Origin of the sequence: Massilia genomosp. 1 (assembly GCF_011682185.1) — a bacterium.
GTDB classification, from domain to species: Bacteria; Pseudomonadota; Gammaproteobacteria; order Burkholderiales; family Burkholderiaceae_D; genus Telluria_A; species Telluria_A rubra.
Genome location: NZ_WHJF01000060.1, coordinates 1 through 18,366, shown reverse-complemented (window position 1 = coordinate 18,366; position 18,366 = coordinate 1). Strand labels below are relative to the sequence as shown.

Genomic DNA, 18,366 nt, shown 5'->3' with positions numbered 1-18,366 from the left:
CTGATGCACCGGCTCCCCGCAACCACAAGGAGAACATCTTGCGCTACACTGGCGGCATGTTCCCAATCCTGACCCAGGCCCTGGCCTACGTGAGCCGCGTGTGCGGCTTCGACACCCTCGACTCCTTCCCTCCCGGGCACGCCCACGCGCGTACCCACTGGAGCGGCGCGCATTTCGACATCGCGTCCGACCTCAAGCCGGACCAGATCGAGCGCGCCGTGTGCGAAAAAATCGCCAATACGCCGATGATTTTCGCGCACATCGCCAACCCCACGCCCGACATGCAAAGGGTCATCCTGGGCATGATCGGCAGCCGCGTACAGCATGGCGGCCAGCCGCTCGACCTGGTCGCGCTGCTGGTCGGCGCCTATCGCAGCCCGTACACCAAGGATGCCCTGCCCGGCCTGCGCGCCGCGATTGAAGTACACGAGGGCGACCCGCGCGCCGTGCTCGACTTCCTGGGCGACAGTGCGGCCGCATTCGGCGTGATCGACGCCGTGCCGCATCAAAGCGGCTTGAAATTGGTCGGCAGGTAGCGCCCGCGCACCGCCATGAATGGCCGTTCGACGCAGCGGTACAGCACCCAGCCCGACAACACCGACAGCGCCAGCATGGCGCAGATGGCCACCGGCGAACCGGCGCCGTAGCCGTGTTCCTTGAGCACCGGGGCGGCCAGGATGCACACCTGCTTGTGCGTCAGGTAGATCGCATACGACCATAGCGCCATGCTGGCCGCGCCGGGCACGCGCATGGAGCGCAGCAGCGACTTGCGGCTCAGGGCCGCCACGATCAACAGCGAAAAGCCCAGCGCCAGCAGCGGATAGCCGAACACCGTCACGCCGAAGCCCTGGCGTTCGTCCAGGAACAGCCAGATCGCCAGGCCGGCAACCGCCATGCCGGCGCCGCCGGCCAGGTTGCCGCTGGAGGTCAAGGTGCGCCACTGGCGCGGATGAAAATTCTTCAGCAGCGCCAGCGCCACACCAGCCACCAGTTCGTCGAAGCGGCACAGGGTCGAGTAATAGATGTACTGGTAGTAGTTGCGCGAGCCGTGCGGATGATCGACGACCAGCTCCTGCCAGGTATAGGCGCGTACCAGCATGCCGGCCACGATGACGGCCGCGATGGCGCCCCAGCCCCAGCGCAGGGAAGCGCGCAGCTGCGCGATCGCCAGGGCCAGTGCCGGCAGCACCAGGTAGAACTGCTCTTCGATGCACAGCGACCAGGCGTGCGAAAACGCGGTGCCCGGCGCCAGCTTGATATTCTGCGTGAAGGTCAGGAAGCGCCACAGCGGCGGCAGTTCGAGACCGGCCCGGAACCACGGCGAAACATAGTAAATCGCCAGCATCACGTAAAACACCGGCAGCGTGCGCAGGGCGCGCCGGCCGTAGAAGCGCGCCAGCGAAAAATCGCGCGGCGCGCGCATGGCGGCGAAGATCTGGTTGCCGATCAGGTAACCGGACAGGGCGAAAAACAGGTCGACCCCGATCCAGCCGATTCTCCCCACCCAGCCGAAGGTATCGGCGCGGCTGACGAACAGCACGTAGTGGTGCAGCACGACCAGGATGACGGCCAGCGCGCGCAGGGTGTCGAGCCCTTCGATGCGCGCTGTGGAAGCGGGATTTTTCATGCGCCAGATGATGCCACGGGGCGCCGGCAGGCGCCAGTAATGTCCGCTAGAATAGACGACCATCAATCCACAGGGCCGTCCAGACCATGAGCAAGGCACGCGAGCTGCAGTTCAAATCGATCAACTACACCGGCACGGGCGCCGGCCCGCGCCTGATCGTCACCGGCGCCGTGCATGGCAACGAGACCTGCGGCACCAAGGCGATCCTGCGCGTGATGGAAGAAATCGACAGCGGCGCGCTGCATGTGGCGGCCGGCAGCGTGACCTTCGTCCCGGTGACCAATCCCCTCGCCTACGCGCAAAACCAGCGCTCGGGCGAACGCAACCTGAACCGCAAGCTGTTTCCAACTGCGCAGCCGCAGGACTTCGAAGACCGCGTCGCCAACTGGCTGTGCCCCCTGCTCGGACAGCACGACGTCTTGCTCGACCTGCACTCCTTCAATGCGCAAAGCCAGCCCTTCGTCATGGTCGGCCCGCGCAACAACGACGGCGCCCTGCAACCGTTCCGCCACGCCGAACAGGAACGCGCGCTGGCGCGCCGCCTGGGGGTGCGCCGTTTTGTGGACGGCTGGCTGGCGACCTACGGCCAGGGCGTGCAGCGGCGCCTGAAAAGCGGCGACGCCTCGACCCTCGACCTGGTGCTGCGCTACGGGATGGGCACCACCGAATACATGCGCAGCACCGGCGGCTACGCGCTCACGCTCGAATGCGGCCAGCACCTCGACCCGGCCGCGCCAGGCGTGGCCTACCGCGCCATCGTCAATACGCTGGCCTTCCTCGGCCTGATCGAGGTGCCGCAGCCGGAACCGATCGCGCTCGACCAGATGGAAGCGCTGTCGATGGTGGTGGTACACGACAAGCTCGATGCGGGCGACCAGTTCAGCCGTGTGTGGGCCAGTTTCGACCCGGTGTCCACGGGCGACCAGATCGGCACGCGCGCCGACGGCACGCCGGTGCTGGCCGAATTCGACGGCAAGATCCTGTTCCCCGACGTGAACGCGGGGCCGAACTCGGAGTGGTATTACCTGACCCGCGCCAACACCGACTTCGAACGCTTTACCGAGTAAGCGCCGGTGCGGCTCAGCGGATGCCCCACACGAACGGGTCGCTCTCGTCGAACAGCAGCTGCGCGGTGGCGTTGACCCAGGCCTTGCCGCGAATGCTGGGCATGATGCGCTCGCCATCGTAGCGGTACGAGGCTTCGAACACGCTGCCGATGATGCTCTCCTGGCGCCATTGGGCGTGTTCGGCCAGTTTGCCGTCGGCCGCCAGGCAGGCCAGCTTGGCGCTGGTGCCGGTGCCGCAGGGCGAGCGGTCGTAGGCCTTGCCGGGACAGAGGACGAAACTCTGGCTGTCGGCGCCGGTGGTGGATTGGTCGAATAACTCGATATGGTCGATCAGGGCGCCGTCGTCGCCGGTGACGCCGTTCGCCTCCAGCGCATCGCGCAGCGCCACGCAGTAGGCGGTGAGTGCGTCGACATTGGTGCGGTGCAGCGCCAGGCCGTGGCCGGAGACCAGGAAAAACCAGTTGCCGCCCCACGCCACGTCGCCCGTGACGGCGCCAATGCCGTCCACCTGTACGCTCACCGCGTGGCGCGTGCGGTACGAGGCCACGTTGTCGATGGTGACCGCGCCGTCGTCATGCAACTGCGCCTCGACCACGCCGACCGGCGTATCGATGCGGTGCCGTCCGGGCCCGATGCGCCCCATGAACGCGAGCGAGACCACCACCCCGATCATGCCGTGCCCGCACATGCCGAGGTAGGCCACGTTATTGAAGAAGATGACGCCAGCCACGCAGTCGGGCGCGAACGGCTCGCACAGCAGCGCGCCGACCAGCACATCGGCGCCGCGCGGCTCGCACACGACGGCCGAACGCACGTGGTCGAAGTCGCGCCGGAAGCGCTCGCGCCGTTCGGCCAGCGGCCCGCTGCCCAGGTCCGGGCCGCCGTCGATGATCAGGCGGGTCGGTTCGCCGCCGGTATGGGAGTCGATGATGGAGATCGTTTTCATGTCACCAGCATACGCCGCGATGGCGCGCTTGTCTTGTGCGGCGACGGCGGCGCTACGGCGAAATTGGCACAAGCGCCAGCGTGGCGATGGACCGCCAATCAGCCCGGCGAGAGCAGCTTGAGCCCGAGGATGCCGGCGACGATCAGGGCGATGCAGCCAAGGCGCATGGCGCCAGCCGGTTCGCCCAGCACCAGCATGCCGAAGATCGCCGTACCGACCGTGCCGATGCCGGTCCAGATGGCGTAGGCGGTCCCCAGCGGCAGGTTGCGCAGCGCCAGGCCAAGCAAGCCCACGCTGCCGGACATGGCGGCCAGGGTCAGTACCGAGGGAACCAGGCGCGTGAAGCCCTGTGTGTATTTCAGGCCGACGGCCCAGCCGACTTCCAGCAAACCCGCAACGAACAAATAGATCCATGCCATGACAAACTCCTTGGTTGGCAAGGTCGTCCAAGCCTGGCTCCGTCGGTGGCAGGGTCGTCCCTGCCGGAGAAAAAGGTCGCTGAAGTATACCACCGCCAGGGCGCCTGTGCCCGGGCAGCGCTGCCGATCGCGCCGGCGCCGCTTCGACCAGGGCGCGCGCCGCGCGAGGCGGCTCCGTGCTAGAAGCGCGCCCGCTCATGTTCGCCGCGCTGGTAATGCACAAGTCCCATCAGCCAGTGCGAGGCCCAGTCGTAGCGGTCGCGCTTGAGCGCCTGTTGCAGGTCGGCGAACGCCAGACCGAGGCTGCCTTCGACCGCAATGTGGGTCCAGCTATCCGCCGACGCAGGCGTCGGGGAAGCGCTCCTGGAATTGATCGAGCGACAGGCGCTCGAAGCCGTCATGGCTGGTGACGCGCCTGATCGCCTAGTGCGGCGCCGCCGTGGGCGAGAGCGACGCGTCGCGGTCGGCCGGGCGCGTGTCGGCGTCGCACGGCGCTTGCGGCTCATCGAAGCTCGTCTCGTTGTAGTCGTCCTCGATTCCCGACTTCTCGCGCCACAGCGCCGCCTGGTCATGCATGCCGCGCAGATGATGGCAATAGCCGATCATCCACTGCGCCTCGGGCACGTTGTCGCCGTCGAAGTCCTCGCTGGCCGGGGCCTCGGCGACGGCGTGAAAGTCGGCCAGCGCCAGGTCGATATCGGGCGGCTCGGCGCACAAGGCGCCGTTGGCACGGTACATGGTCAGCCAGTCGCGATAGAGCTCGTCGCCGTGCTGCTCGAGCAGGATGGTGAAGACGGCGCACGCCAGGGCATTCGGCACCTCGTCGGCGCAAGCCGGTTCGTCGCGCACGGCGGCGACGCAAAAGTCCACGCTGCGCAGCGCAATCGGCACCAAGGCCAACTGGCTGGGCGCGGCCTCCATGGCGGCGGCGCATATGCCGGCACTGCGCATGGCCACCGGCACGCTGCCGAGGCGCGTCGGGCAGGCCGCGATGAAGCGTTCGCACACGGACTGCGAAATCCAGATGGCGGGAACGTACTCCAGGCAGTCCGGGTGCTGCGCAAGGCAAGCCTCGGCCACCTTGCGCGTCATGCTTTCGGGCGCAATATGCCTGGGCTCGAGGTCGGCGCCGTCGGTGCGCGCCATTTGCCGCAGGATGAACGCTTCGTCCCAGAACACGTGCCAGCATCTGCTGGCGGCCCCGGTCCAGAAGTTGTTGTCCAGGCAGGCCGCTTGCCCGTGCCTTGCCACGATCGCAGGCCAGTCGGCGTCGGCACCCCAGCTTGCCTGCGCCAGTTCGTACAGGTCGCGGTCGAAGGCAAAACACGGGATGCTGTCGAGCGCCTTTTTGTAAGTCGCCACGGCCAGCCGCAGCACGGGCCTGGTGGCCCATGCCGGCAATTCGCTGGCGCTTGCGCCAATGTGCAGGACGGCGGCCGCCCGCATGTCGTCGCCCTGTAGTTCGGGCGGCACCTGGCCGAGATCTTCGCCTGCCATGACGGCGCGCAGGCAGATGGCATGGTCGATCATGTGAGGCGGCAGATGGGACAGGCGCAGGCCGCGCTCGGAGTTCGCCACCAGATCGAGCAGCGCGGCGTCGACCAGGCGGGCGGGAACATCGGCGATGTTGGAGGGGCAGCGCCGCACCATGTTTTCGGCTATCTCGCGCGTGAACGCCGCGTCGGGAAAATACCGGGTGAAGCTGACGTTCGGGCCCCACGAATACTGCTCGAGCACAGCCATGCACAGGGCCGGCGTGCGCAGCTCAAGCGGCACGCGGGCGATGCAATTGGGATCCTGGTAGCGCAGATACACGCCCCAGAATGCTTCGTCGCGCAGCGGCGCCACGCCGGCGCTTCCAGGCTCGCCGGTCCAGTCGACGTGGGCCTGGGCGGGATACAGGAAGTCGATCCCCGCGTGGCTGGCGTACGGCGCGCCGAAGGCGGGATTGACCGCCACCGCCCTGCCCTGGCACGCGGCCGCCAGGGCTTGCTCGTCGCGGCGGTCATGCAGGGCGCCCATCAGCCAGTTGCCGTAGCCGGTGCCAGGGTCGATCGCCAGTGCGTGCGCGAGATCGGCCTCGGCCAGCGCCAGCTGGTTCATTTGCAGACAGGCCTCGGCGCGCAGTTCGTACGCAAACGAGAGCTCCGACGGGTCCTCCCGCAGCGTGCTGGCGTGCTCGATCGCCAGCGTGGCCATGCGCACCGCCGTTGCGGCGTCGCCGCAGCGCACCGCGCACAGCGCCGCGTTTTGCGCTGCCTCGTTGACCATACCCGTCTGCTTGTCCGGGAACAGCGCGCTCGCTTGCTGGTACAAGGGCAAGGCCTGGGCGAACGCACCTTGCGAAAACAGGGCGTCGGCCATGCCGCACCACGCCGTGTAGTCGCCCGGCGACAGCGCCGCCGCCTGCTTGTACAGCAGATAGGCATTGCGGTAGTCGCCCAGCAGGATGGCGTCGGCGGCGCCCTGCGCGAACGGAACGCTGGCCATCGACACCTCCTTGCGCAGGATGTCCTCGCCCGCGCGCAGGGCGCTTTCGATCTCGCCCTTGCGCCACTGCGGCTCGTTGACCGTCGCGTGTTCGAACGGCCACAGGAAGCGCTGGTCGAGGATGAACACCATCGGGGCGCCGATGAAGACCGCGCGCGGGTCGGCAAAGACGCCCGGGTAGCACCACTCGCCGCAGATGAACAGCACCGTGGAGGGCGAGAGCGCCATCTGGCCGACCCGGTACCAGCAGGCGAACAGATACGGCGTCTCCAGCCGCACCAGGGGCGGATCGAGCACCATGGCCGGCTCCTCGCCGACGATCCATGCGCAGTCGGTGGCGGTGATGGCGCCGCCGACCGGTTCGTGCAAGTCGAAGCGGGCCAGATCGACCGTGGTGCAGAATACGTCGCCGCTGACATAAAACAGGTTGGCGGGCGCGCCGCCGACATGCAGATTGCCGTCCACCGCCAGCTTCAGATGAAAATGCTCGTGCAGATCCTGCAAGCGCTCCTGCGAAATGAAGACATCGCCGGTGAGCAGGATGATGCTATCGGACGCGTAGTAGTCGCTGAAGGCGTAGTCGCCGTCGCCGGCGGCTTCCTCGTTGGTTTCCACATGCGGAAAGTGCGCGATGAATTCGCTGATGGTCATGGTCGGGTAGCCGCTCACGGGCCCCAGCGCAGTAAATTTGTCGTTCATCAGTCGTTGTTCATCAGGTCGGTCGATCAATATGGAGTCGCGCCGGCAGGCACCGGGGAACATTATTATAACATTAACAAGTAGTGCTTCTGCCAACTTTCCGCCGCCAGCCAGTCGCCATGCGGCTTGCGCCCGGTTACACTACGCTTCCCACAATCCATGACAAGGAGCCATGCATGGCCATTGCCGCACAAGTGCTGATCGGTTTGATCCTGCTGGCGCACGTCTACTTCGTCCTGCTCGAAACGGTGCTGTTCAAGACGCGCGGGCGGCGCGTGTTCGGCCTGACGGCGGAAAAAGCCGAGATCATGGCGCCGGCCATGTCCAACCAGGGTTGCTACAACGGCTTCCTGGTGGCGGCGCTGGCGCTCGGCCTGCTCCATCCCCAGCCCGAGGTGGCGCGCGCGTTCGTCGTGTACGGCCTGGCCTGCATCATGGTGGCCGGCGTGTGGGGCGCGCTGACGGTCAAGAAGACCATCCTGTTCATCCAGAGCGTGCCGGCGGCGATCGCACTGGCCTTGTACTTGCTGTCGCACTGAGACCGATGACGACGTCCGACTCAAACACAGCTGATTCGCCGGTCGACGCCATTCACAAGGCGCTGGCCAATCCGGTGCGGCGCCAGATCCTTGCCTGGCTCAAGCAACCGCGCGTCCATTTCGCGCACCAGGAACACAACCTCGATGTCGGTGTGTGCGCCGGCCTGATCGACGCGCGCACGGGGCTGGCGCAATCGACCGTGTCGGCCCATCTGGCGGCGCTGCAACGCGCCGGGCTGATCAGCTCGCGCAAGGTCGGCCAGTGGATCTATTACAAGCGCAACGACGAAGCCATCAAGGCTTTTCTCGACCAGATCAACGACGATCTGTAAGCCTCGACCCTGTTTCGCCGCCACCCGCGCCAGCTTTCGGGCGCGTCCGGCGGCAGCTCCCTCCCCGGTTTTACTCGCTTGCAAGCAGGATCTTTTTATATATCGTAAGATGACGATATTAGATTCGGAAAAACCCGATATGCAAATCGACGCCATTCGCAAGGCTTTGGCCAACCCGATGCGCCGCCAGATTCTTGGCTGGCTCAAGGAGCCGCGTGTCCATTTCGCGCATCAGGAACACAAGCTTGAAGTCGGGGTGTGCGCCGGCCTGATCGATGCGCGCACGGGGCTGGCGCAATCGACCGTCCCGGCCCACCTGGCTGCGCTGCAGCGCGCCGGGCTCATTACCGGACACAAGGTCGGCCAGTGGATCCATTACAAACGCAACGAGGAAACCATCAAGGCCTTCCTCGACCAGATGAACCAGGAACTTTAGGAGCACCGCATGAGTACATTATTCGACCCGATCACCATTGGCGATCTGACGCTGCAAAACCGCATCATCATGGCGCCGCTGACGCGCGCCCGCGCCATCGGCGGCGACCGTGTGCCGAACGCGCTCATGGCCGAGTACTACGTGCAGCGCGCCTCCGCCGGCCTGATCCTGAGCGAAGCGACTTCGGTCACGCCGCAGGGCGTGGGCTACGCCGACACGCCGGGCATCTGGTCCGACGCCCAGGTCTCCGGCTGGAAACTGGTGACCGAGGCCGTACACCAGGCCGGCGGCAAGATCATGCTGCAACTGTGGCACGTGGGCCGCATTTCCGACCCCGACCTGCTGGGCGGCGACGCGCCGGTGGCGCCAAGCGCGATCGCGGCCAAGGGGCACGTGAGCCTGCTGCGCCCGATGCGCGAGTATCCGGTGCCGCGCGCGCTCGAGCCCGAAGAAATCCCGGGCATCGTGGCGGCCTACCGCAAAGGCGCCGAGAACGCGAAGCTGGCCGGCTTCGACGGCGTGGAAATCCACGGCGCCAACGGCTACCTGCTCGACCAGTTCCTGCAAGACAGCACCAACAAGCGCACCGACAACTACGGCGGTTCGGTCGAAAACCGCGCCCGCCTGATGCTCGAAGTCACCGACGCCTGCATCGACGTCTGGGGCGCGGGCAAAGTCGGCATGCACCTGGCGCCACGGCGCGACGCCCACGACATGGGCGACTCCGATCCGAAGGCGACCTTCGGCTACGTGGCGCGCGAACTGGGCAAGCGCGGCATCGCCTTCATCTGCGCGCGCGAGTCGCAGGGCGAAGGCCGCCTTGGCCCGTACCTGAAGCAGCAATTCGGCGGCGTATACATCGCCAACGAAAAGCTGACCAAGGACAGCGCCGAAGCGCTGGTGGCCAGCGGTGAAGCCGACGCGGTGGCCTTCGGCATCTGGTTCATCGCCAATCCCGACCTGCCCCGCCGCCTGCAGCTCGACGCGCCGCTCAACGCGGCTCGTCCCGACAAGTTCTACGGCGCTAACGACGACGGCTACACCGACTACCCTGCCCTGCAGGCTTAATCAGCCACGGCTTCGACCTGGATGCGCAGGTCGACATCCATGTTGAAGCCGTAGTCCTTGCCGGCGGTCAGGCCGAAGTCATCGCGCTTGAAACTGCCGTAGGCGTCCGCCCCGCACAGCTCGCGCTTGAGCATCGGATGCGGAATGCACTTGAAGCGCTTGATCTGCAGCTTGACCGGCCTGGTCACACCATGCAGGGTCAGCTCGCCTAGCAGCTGGGTCGGGGCGCCCTCCTTGAAACCGCTCAGCTTGCCCTTGTAGCGCGCCACGCCGAACTTGGCGACATCAAACAGGTCCGCTCCGGCCGCCCACTGATTGAGGACGTCGTGGCCGAAGTCCACGCTGGCCGGGTCGATCGTGAGATCGACCATGCCGTAGCCGGCTGCCTTGTCGAGCGTCACCTTGCCCGAATTGCTGTTGAACTTGCCCCGCCAGACCGAGACGCCCATGTGGTCGGCTTCGAAACTGGGAAAGGTGTGGGTGGGGTCGATCTGGTAAGTGACCGGTGCGGCCAGCGCCGCGCCGGTGATGCCGGCCAGCAGTAAAAAGAACAGTTTTTTCATGATGGGTAACGGTCGATGCCAGGTGGATCAAGCTTGCGCCGCGCGGACAGTCGCCAGGTATTGTTCGTAGACGTCGTACATGCCGCCGAATCCCTGCTGCATCGAGGCGTGGCCGGACTTGAAGGTTTCGAGCTCGGCGGCGCCTGCGTCGAGCGGCGTGGACACCAAGCTCAGCGTGGTCTTGCCGTCGGCTTCCGTCAAGGTGACCGTGTTGAGCACTTCCAGCGGCCACGTCGGACTCATGGCATAAGCGATGCGATTGCCTTCGGCGTCGGCAAAGCCGTTGACGAACACCAGGCGCCCGGGCGGCGCGATCTCGCGATAATCGAAGCGGCCATACATTTCCACGCCCGGACCGAAACGCATGCAATAGTGAAATACGCCGCCCGGCCGCGCCTCGTGGCTGATCACCTCGATGGCGCAGCCTTGCGGCCCCCACCAGTTGCGCAGGTGCTCGGTCTCGGTCATGGTCTGGAATACAAGGGCGCGCGGCGCGTCGAACACGCGCGTGAGGTCGAAATCGACCGAAGAATCAGGGCTGCTCATGGTGTGGTTCCTGTGCTGAAGCGGTGGGTGAATGAAGCCCTTGATAAATTAGCACCGGCTGGCGATCCGGGTCAAGCGGCGTCGGCATCCGGGCGCGCGCGGAACCGCACAGGCCGCTTAAACTTTTTACTCAGGTAACTTTGACATTCGCGAAATCATTGCTATAATCTTGTCTTTCGCGGCTGTAGCTCAGTTGGATAGAGTACTTGGCTACGAACCAAGGGGTCGTGGGTTCAATTCCTGCCAGCCGCACCATTATTCGTAAGTTGAAAGGCCTGAAGAGCAATCTTCAGGCCTTTTTTCTTTTCTGATAACATTTTGTTGTTGTGTCACACACTCTTACACTTTAAGCTCGAGCACAAGCTGAGCTTGTTAAGCGAAGAAGCGCGCTCTTCCAAGGAGATCGCCGCGCGTTTGTGTAGGTATTGGCCTACAGCCAATACAAAGGCTTGGTAATCTTTGTATATTTGCATTAGAATCGGACGCGCTCCCCTATGAAAATGTCAAAATCGACTTATAGGGGAGTAATTAATTTGTCGACGCAATAATGCCGAGGTGTTGCGCACACATTGTGTCGGAACGGCGATGTTGAACGCGCCTTTGCTAGCATGAAGCTCCCCGATTCTTGATAACCAGGCCGTCTTGCACGGCTGATTTTTTCTTACGAGGTAATATTTATGAAACATATGAAATCCCTGATTGCTGCGGCTGTCCTGGCAAGCGCATCACTCGGCTCGTCGGCGGCATTCGCTGCTGATATTTCCAACAACCCACAGGCGCTGCCTGTGCTGGACAACACTGCCAACTTCGGCAGCTCGTTCTTGCTGAACAACCAGGGCAACACCTTCGCCGACAAGTTCCGCTTCTCGGTCACCCGCGTGGAGCATGACTTCGACGCCATCGTGTCGTCGATCACCCGCAACGACAAGACCGGTCTCGACATCACCGGCCTGAGCCTGTTCAGCAGCACTGGCAGCCTGATCACCTCCGGCACCATGGAAAGCAAGGGCGCCGTCGATATCTGGAGCCTGCGCGCAGACAGCCTGGGCCTGGGTAGTTACTACCTGCAGGTCAGCGGCAAGATGGTGTCGGGTACCGGCGGCAGCTTCGGCGGCACCGTGATGCTGGCGCCAGTACCAGAACCAGAAACCTACGGCATGATGCTCGCTGGCCTGGGCGTGCTCGGTTTCCTGGCACGTCGTCGCAAGGCAGTCAAGCAAGCGTAATTTGCTTAGCTGAAAAAAAAACGGAAGCTTCGGCTTCCGTTTTTTTTTCGTCCCGCCGCAAGCGTACTCCGCGTTTGCCAGCGACGAGGCAAGCCGCGGTCCCTCCTGGCCACGGTTTGGTTTTGCGCTCACGGCATATTGCTTGAAACGAGCAGCAGCGAGGGTCGCCGTGCGCTTTTGCTTTGGATCGAGTCAGTGGCGCGCTTCGCCCGCGCTGACCGCGATCTACTGGATTCATCAATGCATTGCATGATAGCTAGCAAAGATGACGATGCCTGCGCCGATGAGAATTGCCACGCCAGCGGCAATCAGAAATGTTGGCTTTGCGCCCATCATTGTTATCGGATCATTCCCTGATGAGCTTTCATGTGCCAGTGCGAGGGACGCTCCTGTCAGTGCCAGCGACACGATCATTCCAATGATTTCCCGCCTTTGCAAGAGGCTTGGCATCGGATCAAGCGAAACCGGAAAAATACTCAGGAGATCGAGAGCGTAGACGACGGCAAAGCCTACACCAGCGATGGCTGTGGCATGCGCAGCCCATCGGCTGCCTTTCAGGACAAAATAGACGAGTGCCAAGCTGCCTATGCCCAGCGTCGTCAGGAATATATTGAACAGGATGACCGAAGCCTCCCCAATATTGGCAAAATTCCTAGTCTCGATTGGTCCACCTGGAACCATAGTTGAAAATAGCAGAACCGAGACCAAGGTCAGCGCAGCGACGAGTTTTCGAGTTGGTGTCATACTTTTTCCTGTCGTTTCGCCCCCGGCACAACCGAAAGGCGCTAGATCAGATCGTCCTTGGTCGCGGAGTATTGATAGAGATTGGCCCCGCTCACGCCGGCCTCGGCACTGATCTCTACCGTGCTCGCAACGTGGAATCCCTCACGGGCAAAGACGCCTCGCGCTCCATTGATGATTTGCCGCCTTCGCGCGGCACGCCTGTCGGCGTCGACGGGACGTCCTAGAGCCGAGCGGGATGTCGAACGTTTATTCCGCGTCTCGTCACCCAGCGTACACGCAATGATCAAGGCGCTTGAGCAACAGGGTTTCATCCGCCGCCAAGCAGGAGCGGCACGTTCGATTCAACTTCTCGATCCCTGCGAACAATTGCCGATCCTGAGGCAAGTCGACTAACCCACTCAGGCCAACCCTTCAAAATCCCTGAGATGAGGTACTAGCTGCGCACCTTCTTGATTACGCTGCGGTTGCTGAGGATCTCCTCGATCTGCTCGAAGCGCACCGGCTTGACCATATGATGGTCGAAGCCGGCCTCGAACGCCAGTTGGCGATCCTTTTCCTGGCCCCAGCCGGTCACCGCGATCAGCAAGGTCATCTGGCCGCACGACAGGCGCCGGATCCCGCGCGCCAGGTCGTAGCCCGACATTTGCGGCAGGCCGATGTCGAGAAACGCATAATCGGGGCAAAAGCGCGCCGCCGCCGTCAGCGCGTCCGGCCCGTTGTGGGTGATGACCACGCTGTGCCCCATGGCCGAAAGCAAGGCGCCGATGCTGTTGACAAAATCCACATTGTCGTCGGCCAGCAAAATCCGGTAGGTTTCCGAGCTCATGAAGGCGGCCGGACTGGTCTTGGTCGGCATTTCGGGCTCGACCACGATCGGCAGGCGCACGATGAATTCGCTGCCGCGGTTGATGCCGGCGCTGTGCGCTTCGATACTGCCGCCATGCAGCTCGACCAGGCGGCGCGCCAGCGACAGGCCCACGCCCAGGCCCGCATTGGTGCGCTCCAGGGTCGAGTCGACCTGCACGAACATTTCGAACACGTGGTTGAGCATGTCGGGCGCGATGCCGATGCCGTTGTCGGCCACCTGGATGACCAGGTCGCGCTCTTCCACGCGCGCGCTCAAGGCGACCCGCCCGCCGCGGTTGGTATATTTGGCTGCATTGTTGAGCAGGTTCGACAAAATCTGCGCCAGCCGCGTGGCGTCGCCATGCAGGAACACCGGCCGGTCCGGCAGGTCGATCGCCAGTTCGTGGCCGTGCAGCTCGATGTACGAGCGCACCACTTCGAGCGCATCGTTGACCACGGCTTTCAGCTCGACGCGGCCCATCTTGATGGCGAACTTGCCGGTATTGATGCGCGACACGTCCAGCAGGTCGTCCACCAGCCGCACCATCTGGCGCAACTGGCGTTCCATGATGTCGGTGGCGCGCTGGGTGGCCTGGGCGTCGCCGCTGCGGATGCGCAGGATGTCGAGCCCGGTGCGGATCGGCGCGAGCGGATTGCGCAACTCGTGCGCCAGGGTGGCCAGGAACTCGTCCTTGCGGCGATCGGCCACCAGCAGCGCTTCCTCGGCGCGGTGGCGCACCTGCATTTCGTGCTCCAGGGTCAGGTTCGCTTCCTGCAGGGCGTGCGCGCGGCGCCCGATTTCGGCCAGCATGTCGTTGAACGCCGCCACCAGCACCCCGATTTCGCCGCTGTTATTGCCCGGCACGCGCAGGCTGAAGTCGCGCCGCTGCATCACTTCGCGCGCCACATTGGTCACCGCCAGCAGCGGCCGGGTGATGCCCTGTTGCAGGCGCGACGCCACCAGCGCCGCGATCACCAGCGAGACCAGGAGCACGATGCCGAGGATGGCCGCGTAGTTGAGCAGGCGCTCGACCAGGCCGAAGCGCGCGCGCAAATACACCGTGCCAAGCACTTCGCCATTGTCGACAATGTTGTGGTACACCACCAGCTCGCCATGCTCGATGGTATAGCCGGGCCGCCCCGGCTTGACCGGATACGACGGTTCGAGCGAGCCCTGGGTGTAGGACGCGAAGCGCACCCCGGCGCTGGTGTAGAGCGCGCCCGAGAGGATTTGCGGGCGCACCCGCAGCACGGCCAGGTTTTGCTGCGCGCTCCTGGCATCGTTGAAGGCCAGCGCCGGGGCGCTGACGCTGGCGATGATGTCGGCCTGGGTCATCAGGTCGTCGACCCAGTATTGCTGGAAGGTGCGCAGGTCGTACAGCAGCATGGCGATCGAGGCCGCCAGCAGGGCCACGAAGGTGGTCGAGACAGCCATGAGGATGAGTTTGCTACGGACGGAGCCACTGTCGTGTTGCATCACGGTGCTCCCTTGTGAACGTGATTGGCCACTGTCAGCAGGCGCGAACTGAGCTTGACGCTGTTCCGGTCGGCCGCTTCCAGCGAGACATCGAAGCGCACGCGATCTTCGACGATCCTGAAGTTAATGACACTGCCTTGTTGCAGTCCTTGTTGCGATTCGGTCACGACCAGGGTCGGCATGGCGCCGATCGCGCGCAGCGCCGTGCGCAAGCGCGCCGGATCGTCGCCGCCGATGAACAGCAGGTGTACCCCGACCAGCGGATCCTGCTCGCGCAGCGGGCGCACCAGCACCGGCCTGCCCTGCACCGCGCGCCCGGCGACGATGCGCGCCAGGTCGGCCGCCAGCTCGTCGGCGCCGGCCACGCCGATCACCAGCGGCGCATTCGCGTCGGCAAAGGCCGAGGCCGGAAATTCGGCGTAGCCCAGGAACTTGTACAGGAACGCGGCCTTGATGCTGCGTTCGGGCAGCACGGCGCCGCCGGCCGGCAGCGCCGCGCGCGCCGGCGGCGCGGGCAGCGCCAGCGCCATGGCCAGTCCCAGCAGCAGCGGCATGGCGCATGCGGCCAGGCGCGGCGGCGGGCGGCGCGGGGCGTTCGATGCGCGCGGCGGCATGGCGAACAGCGCGCTCAAAACCGCGCGCTCAGCTGGAGCGACACGGCGCGCTCGATCATGCGGCGCGTGCCCGGCGCGCCGAACTCGGCGTGCGAGGCATGCAGCAGGTTGCGGCCCGACAGCGCCAGCTCCAGGCGCGGGCGCGGCTGCCAGGCCATGCGCACGTCGAGCTCATAGTAGGCCGGCACCACCGGCTGCGGCAACTGGCCGACCCGGCGCAGCGCCAGTTCGGCCTGCAGCGAGTCGGACAGTTCGTGCGAGGAGCGCAGCGACCAGTAGCTGCCCGGATCGTTGATGGCCACGCCGAGCGCGGCCGATCTGTCGTCGCTGGCCGGATCGACGCTGGCGTCGATATCCTGCAGCACCAGGCCGGCCACCAGGCGCCAGCGCGGCGCGGCCTGCCAGCGGCTCCAGAATTCCAGGCCGCGCGTGTTGGCTTCGCCCAGATTGGCGAACTGGGCGCCCTGGCCGGACGGGCGCGGCTCCAGGGTGCGCAGGCGGTCGTAATCGCTGGCGAAGGCGGTCAGCGAGTACGACAGGCTGGGCAGCGGCTGGGCGCGGTAGCCGATTTCGGCCACGCGCACCGTTTCGGCGACAAACGCCGGCCCGCCGGCGACGCTGTAGCCGCCGCTGGCCTTGCGCAGGTAGAAATCGCGGTCGAAGCGCGACGGCGCGCGCACATTGCGCGAGAGGGCCGCCCACACCACGCTGGTGGGACTGGCGTTCCACACCATGCGCACGCTGGGCAGCGTTTCCATGCCGGTGTACATATTGTGTTCCAGTTTCACTCCAATGCTCATCCGCAGGGTACTGCTCAGTTCTATCTTATCCTGCGCGAACACATTCGCCCAGCGCAGATTCTTGTCCGCAGGAAAAAACTCCAGCACGGTGCCGCCCTTGACCCGGTCCCAGGCATGCCGGTAACCGCCGCCCCACTGCACGTTGTGGCGCCGGCCCAGGCGGGCGCCGTGCTGGAATTCGAGGTCGATGGTGTCGAGGCGCTGGGCGCCGGTGCCGTCCTGCACCCGTTCGGTATGGTCGAGCGAGGCCTGGACCCGCCAGTCACCGCCCTCGCCCAGGGCGCCGCTGGCCCGTCCCAGCAGGTTGGCGCCGCTGCCGCGCATCTCGGCCCCGTCGCGCCGGTGTACGCTTGTGCGGTACAGGTCGGCGCTGGCGCTGGCGGCGCCGCTGGCGTGTTTCCAGTCGCTGCGAAAGCCGGCCTGGCGGCGCTCCATGCCGCCGCCGGGGGCATCCGGATAATCGTCGATGTCGATCGCCTTGGCGTACACGCGGTAGGCGCCGCCGTCCTCGAGCCGGCCCCCCTGGCGCACGGTGGCGCCGCGCTCGCGGCGGCCGGCGTCCATCGACAGCAGCGCGCCTTCGCTGCCGGCGGCGTTGCGCGTGATGATGTTGATCACGCCATTGACCGCGTTGGCGCCCCAGATGGTCGCGCCCGGGCCGCTGATGACTTCGATGCGCTCGATGTCTTCCATCACCACATCCTGGGCATCCCAGAACACGCCGGAAAACAGCGGCGAATACACGCTGCGCCCGTCGATCAGCACCAGCAGCTTGTTTTCGATGGTGCTGGAAAAGCCGCGCGCGGTGATCGCGTAATTGGCACCGTCGCTGCGCGCCACCTGCAGGTTGGGCGCCAGGCGCAGCGCCTCGGGCAGGCTGCGCGCGCCGGCCCGCTCGATATCGCTGCCGGCGATCACGTACAGTGAAATGGGGGCGTCGGCCAGGCGCGCCGACTGGCGCGACACCGAGCTGACCACGATGTCCGAGAGCTGCTCCAGCGAAAAATCGAGCAGGGACAACGGTTCCACTTCCGCGCACGCGCCGGCTGCATGCAACAAGCCGGCGCATGCGATGGAAATGGTCAGGAATGGCAGTCTACGCATGCTTGCTATCGTAGAACATTTTCTGTCATGCACAAAGCAGCGCACGCTAACAGCTATTCGTTAGCGTTGGTTTCATGCCTGTCGCGGCAGCCGGCTAGCAACAAAGCGGCGTCAGCGCCGCTTCACACGCCGAACTCGGCCGCCGCCTTGGCCGCCCACAAGGCTTCCTGATAGCTTGGGTAGGGAATGTCGTAACTGTCGATGGTGCCATCGTCGCCGATGAAACTGGTCCACCAGCCGTCGGCGGCGGCCGAGATGGCGATGTCGCCGGGCTTGCAGTGCTCCCCGACCGGTTCATCCTGCCCGAGCACGACGATGTTGACTTTCCTGTGTTTGACGATACTTGCCATGAATCACCCCTTGAGTGTCTTTGAGCTATAAACAGAACGGATAACTGACATCACAAACATCAATTAGATATATTTTCCGCACCGCAGCATACTGCTTCTGTCTCCTCTATTCTCCTCCAAGAAAATAGATTCAGCCCGCTCTCTGAGCGGGCTTTTTTTTTGCCTGTGCGTTCGCACCGCCGGGCGCGGGTCTTACTCAGCGGCAAACGTGGTGAGATTGGCGGCCGGGTACTTACCCGTCAACAAATTCAATTCCTGTCCGGCTGCCCAGGTGGTGACCCGGTTCGCCTGATCACCATGCGCAGCGATATGCGCATGGTGCTGACGCATGCACAGTTCATTCGACAAGGTGATTAGCGCTGATCTTCAGCTAACCGACACCACGCTTCGGTTCGGTTGCCCGTGGCGACAGCAGCGTACAAGAGGCGCGTCAAAATGGTCGACAAATCGAAGCGCCGGTTAAATCGATACTG

The 18,366-nt window shown here is 64.7% G+C and carries 21 protein-coding genes, 1 tRNA gene and 1 pseudogene; 8 read left to right on the top strand and 15 right to left on the bottom strand.

Annotation, left to right across the window (positions count from 1 at the left end; all coding sequences use genetic code 11):
- The first annotated feature begins 38 nt into the window (after positions 1-38).
- On the top strand, positions 39-536 hold the full coding sequence (locus tag F1735_RS20780) for a hypothetical protein (RefSeq protein WP_229505880.1): 498 nt from the start codon (positions 39-41) through the stop codon (positions 534-536).
- On the opposite strand, the gene F1735_RS20775 is transcribed toward F1735_RS20780, so the two are convergent.
- Complete coding sequence (locus tag F1735_RS20775; RefSeq protein WP_229505879.1) at positions 506-1,690, bottom strand: acyltransferase family protein; 1,185 nt, start codon at positions 1,688-1,690, stop codon at positions 506-508. The two genes, F1735_RS20780 and F1735_RS20775, sit on opposite strands and share 31 nt — an antisense overlap.
- 23 nt (positions 1,691-1,713) lie before the next feature.
- On the opposite strand from F1735_RS20775, the gene F1735_RS20770 reads away from it, so the two are divergent.
- Complete coding sequence (locus F1735_RS20770) at positions 1,714-2,694, top strand: succinylglutamate desuccinylase/aspartoacylase domain-containing protein (protein ID WP_167238713.1); 981 nt, start codon at positions 1,714-1,716, stop codon at positions 2,692-2,694.
- A 13-nt stretch (positions 2,695-2,707) separates the two neighbouring features.
- On the opposite strand, the gene F1735_RS20765 is transcribed toward F1735_RS20770, so the two are convergent.
- The 4 genes from F1735_RS20765 to F1735_RS20750 form a co-directional block, all read right to left on the bottom strand.
- The gene (locus tag F1735_RS20765; protein WP_167238712.1) at positions 2,708-3,640 is read right to left on the bottom strand and encodes a 4-hydroxyproline epimerase; all 933 of its coding nucleotides are present in this window, start codon (positions 3,638-3,640) and stop codon (positions 2,708-2,710) included.
- Between the two features lie 98 nt (positions 3,641-3,738).
- Positions 3,739-4,059, bottom strand: coding sequence for a quaternary ammonium compound efflux SMR transporter SugE (gene sugE / locus F1735_RS20760; protein WP_166894740.1), 321 nt, complete (start codon positions 4,057-4,059; stop codon positions 3,739-3,741).
- 179 nt (positions 4,060-4,238) lie between these two features.
- A complete protein-coding gene (locus F1735_RS20755; protein ID WP_167238711.1) occupies positions 4,239-4,460 on the bottom strand; it encodes a hypothetical protein in 222 nt (73 codons plus the stop codon).
- Positions 4,461-4,482: 22 nt separating this feature from the next.
- Positions 4,483-7,248 (bottom strand): tetratricopeptide repeat protein, encoded by a 2,766-nt coding sequence (locus F1735_RS20750; protein ID WP_167238710.1) that lies wholly within the window; start codon positions 7,246-7,248, stop codon positions 4,483-4,485.
- 176 nt (positions 7,249-7,424) lie between these two features.
- Between F1735_RS20750 and F1735_RS20745 the strand changes: the two genes are divergently transcribed.
- From F1735_RS20745 to F1735_RS20730, 4 genes are all read left to right on the top strand, one after another.
- Complete coding sequence (locus tag F1735_RS20745; protein ID WP_167238709.1) at positions 7,425-7,787, top strand: DUF1304 domain-containing protein; 363 nt, start codon at positions 7,425-7,427, stop codon at positions 7,785-7,787.
- 5 nt (positions 7,788-7,792) lie between these two features.
- The gene (locus F1735_RS20740; RefSeq protein WP_167238708.1) at positions 7,793-8,119 is read left to right on the top strand and encodes an ArsR/SmtB family transcription factor; all 327 of its coding nucleotides are present in this window, start codon (positions 7,793-7,795) and stop codon (positions 8,117-8,119) included.
- 139 nt (positions 8,120-8,258) lie between these two features.
- Positions 8,259-8,555, top strand: a complete 297-nt coding sequence (locus F1735_RS20735) for an ArsR/SmtB family transcription factor (protein ID WP_167238732.1) — start codon at positions 8,259-8,261, stop codon at positions 8,553-8,555.
- A gap of 9 nt (positions 8,556-8,564) precedes the next feature.
- Positions 8,565-9,623 (top strand): alkene reductase, encoded by a 1,059-nt coding sequence (locus F1735_RS20730; RefSeq protein WP_167238707.1) that lies wholly within the window; start codon positions 8,565-8,567, stop codon positions 9,621-9,623.
- Here the strand turns inward: F1735_RS20730 and F1735_RS20725 are convergent.
- Positions 9,620-10,186 carry a YceI family protein gene (locus F1735_RS20725; protein WP_167238706.1) on the bottom strand — a complete coding sequence of 189 codons (567 nt, stop codon included), beginning with the start codon at positions 10,184-10,186 and terminating at the stop codon, positions 9,620-9,622. The genes F1735_RS20730 and F1735_RS20725 overlap by 4 nt on opposite strands.
- 27 nt (positions 10,187-10,213) lie before the next feature.
- Complete coding sequence (locus tag F1735_RS20720; RefSeq protein WP_167238705.1) at positions 10,214-10,732, bottom strand: SRPBCC family protein; 519 nt, start codon at positions 10,730-10,732, stop codon at positions 10,214-10,216.
- Between the two features lie 178 nt (positions 10,733-10,910).
- On the opposite strand from F1735_RS20720, the gene F1735_RS20715 reads away from it, so the two are divergent.
- Positions 10,911-10,987 (top strand) — tRNA-Arg (locus tag F1735_RS20715).
- Positions 10,988-11,409: 422 nt separating this feature from the next.
- On the top strand, positions 11,410-11,958 hold the full coding sequence (locus F1735_RS20710; RefSeq protein WP_167238704.1) for an FxDxF family PEP-CTERM protein: 549 nt from the start codon (positions 11,410-11,412) through the stop codon (positions 11,956-11,958).
- A 237-nt stretch (positions 11,959-12,195) separates the two neighbouring features.
- Here the strand turns inward: F1735_RS20710 and F1735_RS20705 are convergent, their stop codons facing one another.
- The 8 genes and pseudogenes from F1735_RS20705 to F1735_RS20670 all read right to left on the bottom strand — a co-directional run.
- On the bottom strand, positions 12,196-12,702 hold the full coding sequence (locus F1735_RS20705; RefSeq protein WP_167238703.1) for a hypothetical protein: 507 nt from the start codon (positions 12,700-12,702) through the stop codon (positions 12,196-12,198).
- A 41-nt stretch (positions 12,703-12,743) separates the two neighbouring features.
- Positions 12,744-13,013 carry a TetR/AcrR family transcriptional regulator gene (locus tag F1735_RS38275; RefSeq protein ID WP_373888558.1) on the bottom strand — a complete coding sequence of 90 codons (270 nt, stop codon included), beginning with the start codon at positions 13,011-13,013 and terminating at the stop codon, positions 12,744-12,746.
- Between the two features lie 122 nt (positions 13,014-13,135).
- A complete protein-coding gene (locus F1735_RS20695) occupies positions 13,136-15,025 on the bottom strand; it encodes a hybrid sensor histidine kinase/response regulator (RefSeq protein WP_167238701.1) in 1,890 nt (629 codons plus the stop codon).
- On the bottom strand, positions 15,025-15,657 hold the full coding sequence (locus F1735_RS20690; protein WP_167238700.1) for a YfiR family protein: 633 nt from the start codon (positions 15,655-15,657) through the stop codon (positions 15,025-15,027). Before F1735_RS20690 ends, F1735_RS20695 begins: the two co-directional genes overlap by 1 nt.
- Positions 15,654-17,543: a TonB-dependent receptor plug domain-containing protein gene (locus F1735_RS20685; RefSeq protein WP_167238699.1), complete on the bottom strand. Its 1,890-nt coding sequence runs from the start codon at positions 17,541-17,543 to the stop codon at positions 15,654-15,656. Before F1735_RS20685 ends, F1735_RS20690 begins: the two co-directional genes overlap by 4 nt.
- Before the next feature lie 122 nt (positions 17,544-17,665).
- Positions 17,666-17,893 carry a hypothetical protein gene (locus F1735_RS20680; protein WP_167238698.1) on the bottom strand — a complete coding sequence of 76 codons (228 nt, stop codon included), beginning with the start codon at positions 17,891-17,893 and terminating at the stop codon, positions 17,666-17,668.
- 192 nt (positions 17,894-18,085) lie between these two features.
- Positions 18,086-18,223 carry a hypothetical protein gene (locus tag F1735_RS20675; RefSeq protein WP_167238697.1) on the bottom strand — a complete coding sequence of 46 codons (138 nt, stop codon included), beginning with the start codon at positions 18,221-18,223 and terminating at the stop codon, positions 18,086-18,088.
- Between the two features lie 23 nt (positions 18,224-18,246).
- A pseudogene (locus F1735_RS20670) lies at positions 18,247-18,366 on the bottom strand (IS1595 family transposase); the annotation flags it as partial.

What these genes read in the sequence shown, in the direction of transcription:
- F1735_RS20740 (WP_167238708.1), top strand. Translation starts at nt 7,793, where the DNA reads ATGACGACGTCCGACTCAAACACAGCTGATTCGCCGGTCGACGCCATT.
- F1735_RS20730 (WP_167238707.1), top strand. Translation starts at nt 8,565, where the DNA reads ATGAGTACATTATTCGACCCGATCACCATTGGCGATCTGACGCTGCAA.
- F1735_RS20770 (WP_167238713.1), top strand. Translation starts at nt 1,714, where the DNA reads ATGAGCAAGGCACGCGAGCTGCAGTTCAAATCGATCAACTACACCGGC.
- F1735_RS20765 (WP_167238712.1), bottom strand. Translation starts at nt 3,640, where the DNA reads ATGAAAACGATCTCCATCATCGACTCCCATACCGGCGGCGAACCGACC.
- F1735_RS20710 (WP_167238704.1), top strand. Translation starts at nt 11,410, where the DNA reads ATGAAACATATGAAATCCCTGATTGCTGCGGCTGTCCTGGCAAGCGCA.
- F1735_RS20685 (WP_167238699.1), bottom strand. Translation starts at nt 17,543, where the DNA reads ATGCGTAGACTGCCATTCCTGACCATTTCCATCGCATGCGCCGGCTTG.
- F1735_RS20720 (WP_167238705.1), bottom strand. Translation starts at nt 10,732, where the DNA reads ATGAGCAGCCCTGATTCTTCGGTCGATTTCGACCTCACGCGCGTGTTC.
- F1735_RS20735 (WP_167238732.1), top strand. Translation starts at nt 8,259, where the DNA reads ATGCAAATCGACGCCATTCGCAAGGCTTTGGCCAACCCGATGCGCCGC.
- F1735_RS38275 (WP_373888558.1), bottom strand. Translation starts at nt 13,013, where the DNA reads ATGAAACCCTGTTGCTCAAGCGCCTTGATCATTGCGTGTACGCTGGGT.
- F1735_RS20745 (WP_167238709.1), top strand. Translation starts at nt 7,425, where the DNA reads ATGGCCATTGCCGCACAAGTGCTGATCGGTTTGATCCTGCTGGCGCAC.
- F1735_RS20775 (WP_229505879.1), bottom strand. Translation starts at nt 1,690, where the DNA reads ATGGTCGTCTATTCTAGCGGACATTACTGGCGCCTGCCGGCGCCCCGT.
- F1735_RS20705 (WP_167238703.1), bottom strand. Translation starts at nt 12,702, where the DNA reads ATGACACCAACTCGAAAACTCGTCGCTGCGCTGACCTTGGTCTCGGTT.
- F1735_RS20755 (WP_167238711.1), bottom strand. Translation starts at nt 4,460, where the DNA reads ATGACGGCTTCGAGCGCCTGTCGCTCGATCAATTCCAGGAGCGCTTCC.
- F1735_RS20675 (WP_167238697.1), bottom strand. Translation starts at nt 18,223, where the DNA reads ATGCGTCAGCACCATGCGCATATCGCTGCGCATGGTGATCAGGCGAAC.
- F1735_RS20680 (WP_167238698.1), bottom strand. Translation starts at nt 17,893, where the DNA reads ATGGCAAGTATCGTCAAACACAGGAAAGTCAACATCGTCGTGCTCGGG.
- F1735_RS20750 (WP_167238710.1), bottom strand. Translation starts at nt 7,248, where the DNA reads ATGAACGACAAATTTACTGCGCTGGGGCCCGTGAGCGGCTACCCGACC.
- F1735_RS20725 (WP_167238706.1), bottom strand. Translation starts at nt 10,186, where the DNA reads ATGAAAAAACTGTTCTTTTTACTGCTGGCCGGCATCACCGGCGCGGCG.
- F1735_RS20695 (WP_167238701.1), bottom strand. Translation starts at nt 15,025, where the DNA reads ATGCAACACGACAGTGGCTCCGTCCGTAGCAAACTCATCCTCATGGCT.
- sugE (WP_166894740.1), bottom strand. Translation starts at nt 4,059, where the DNA reads ATGGCATGGATCTATTTGTTCGTTGCGGGTTTGCTGGAAGTCGGCTGG.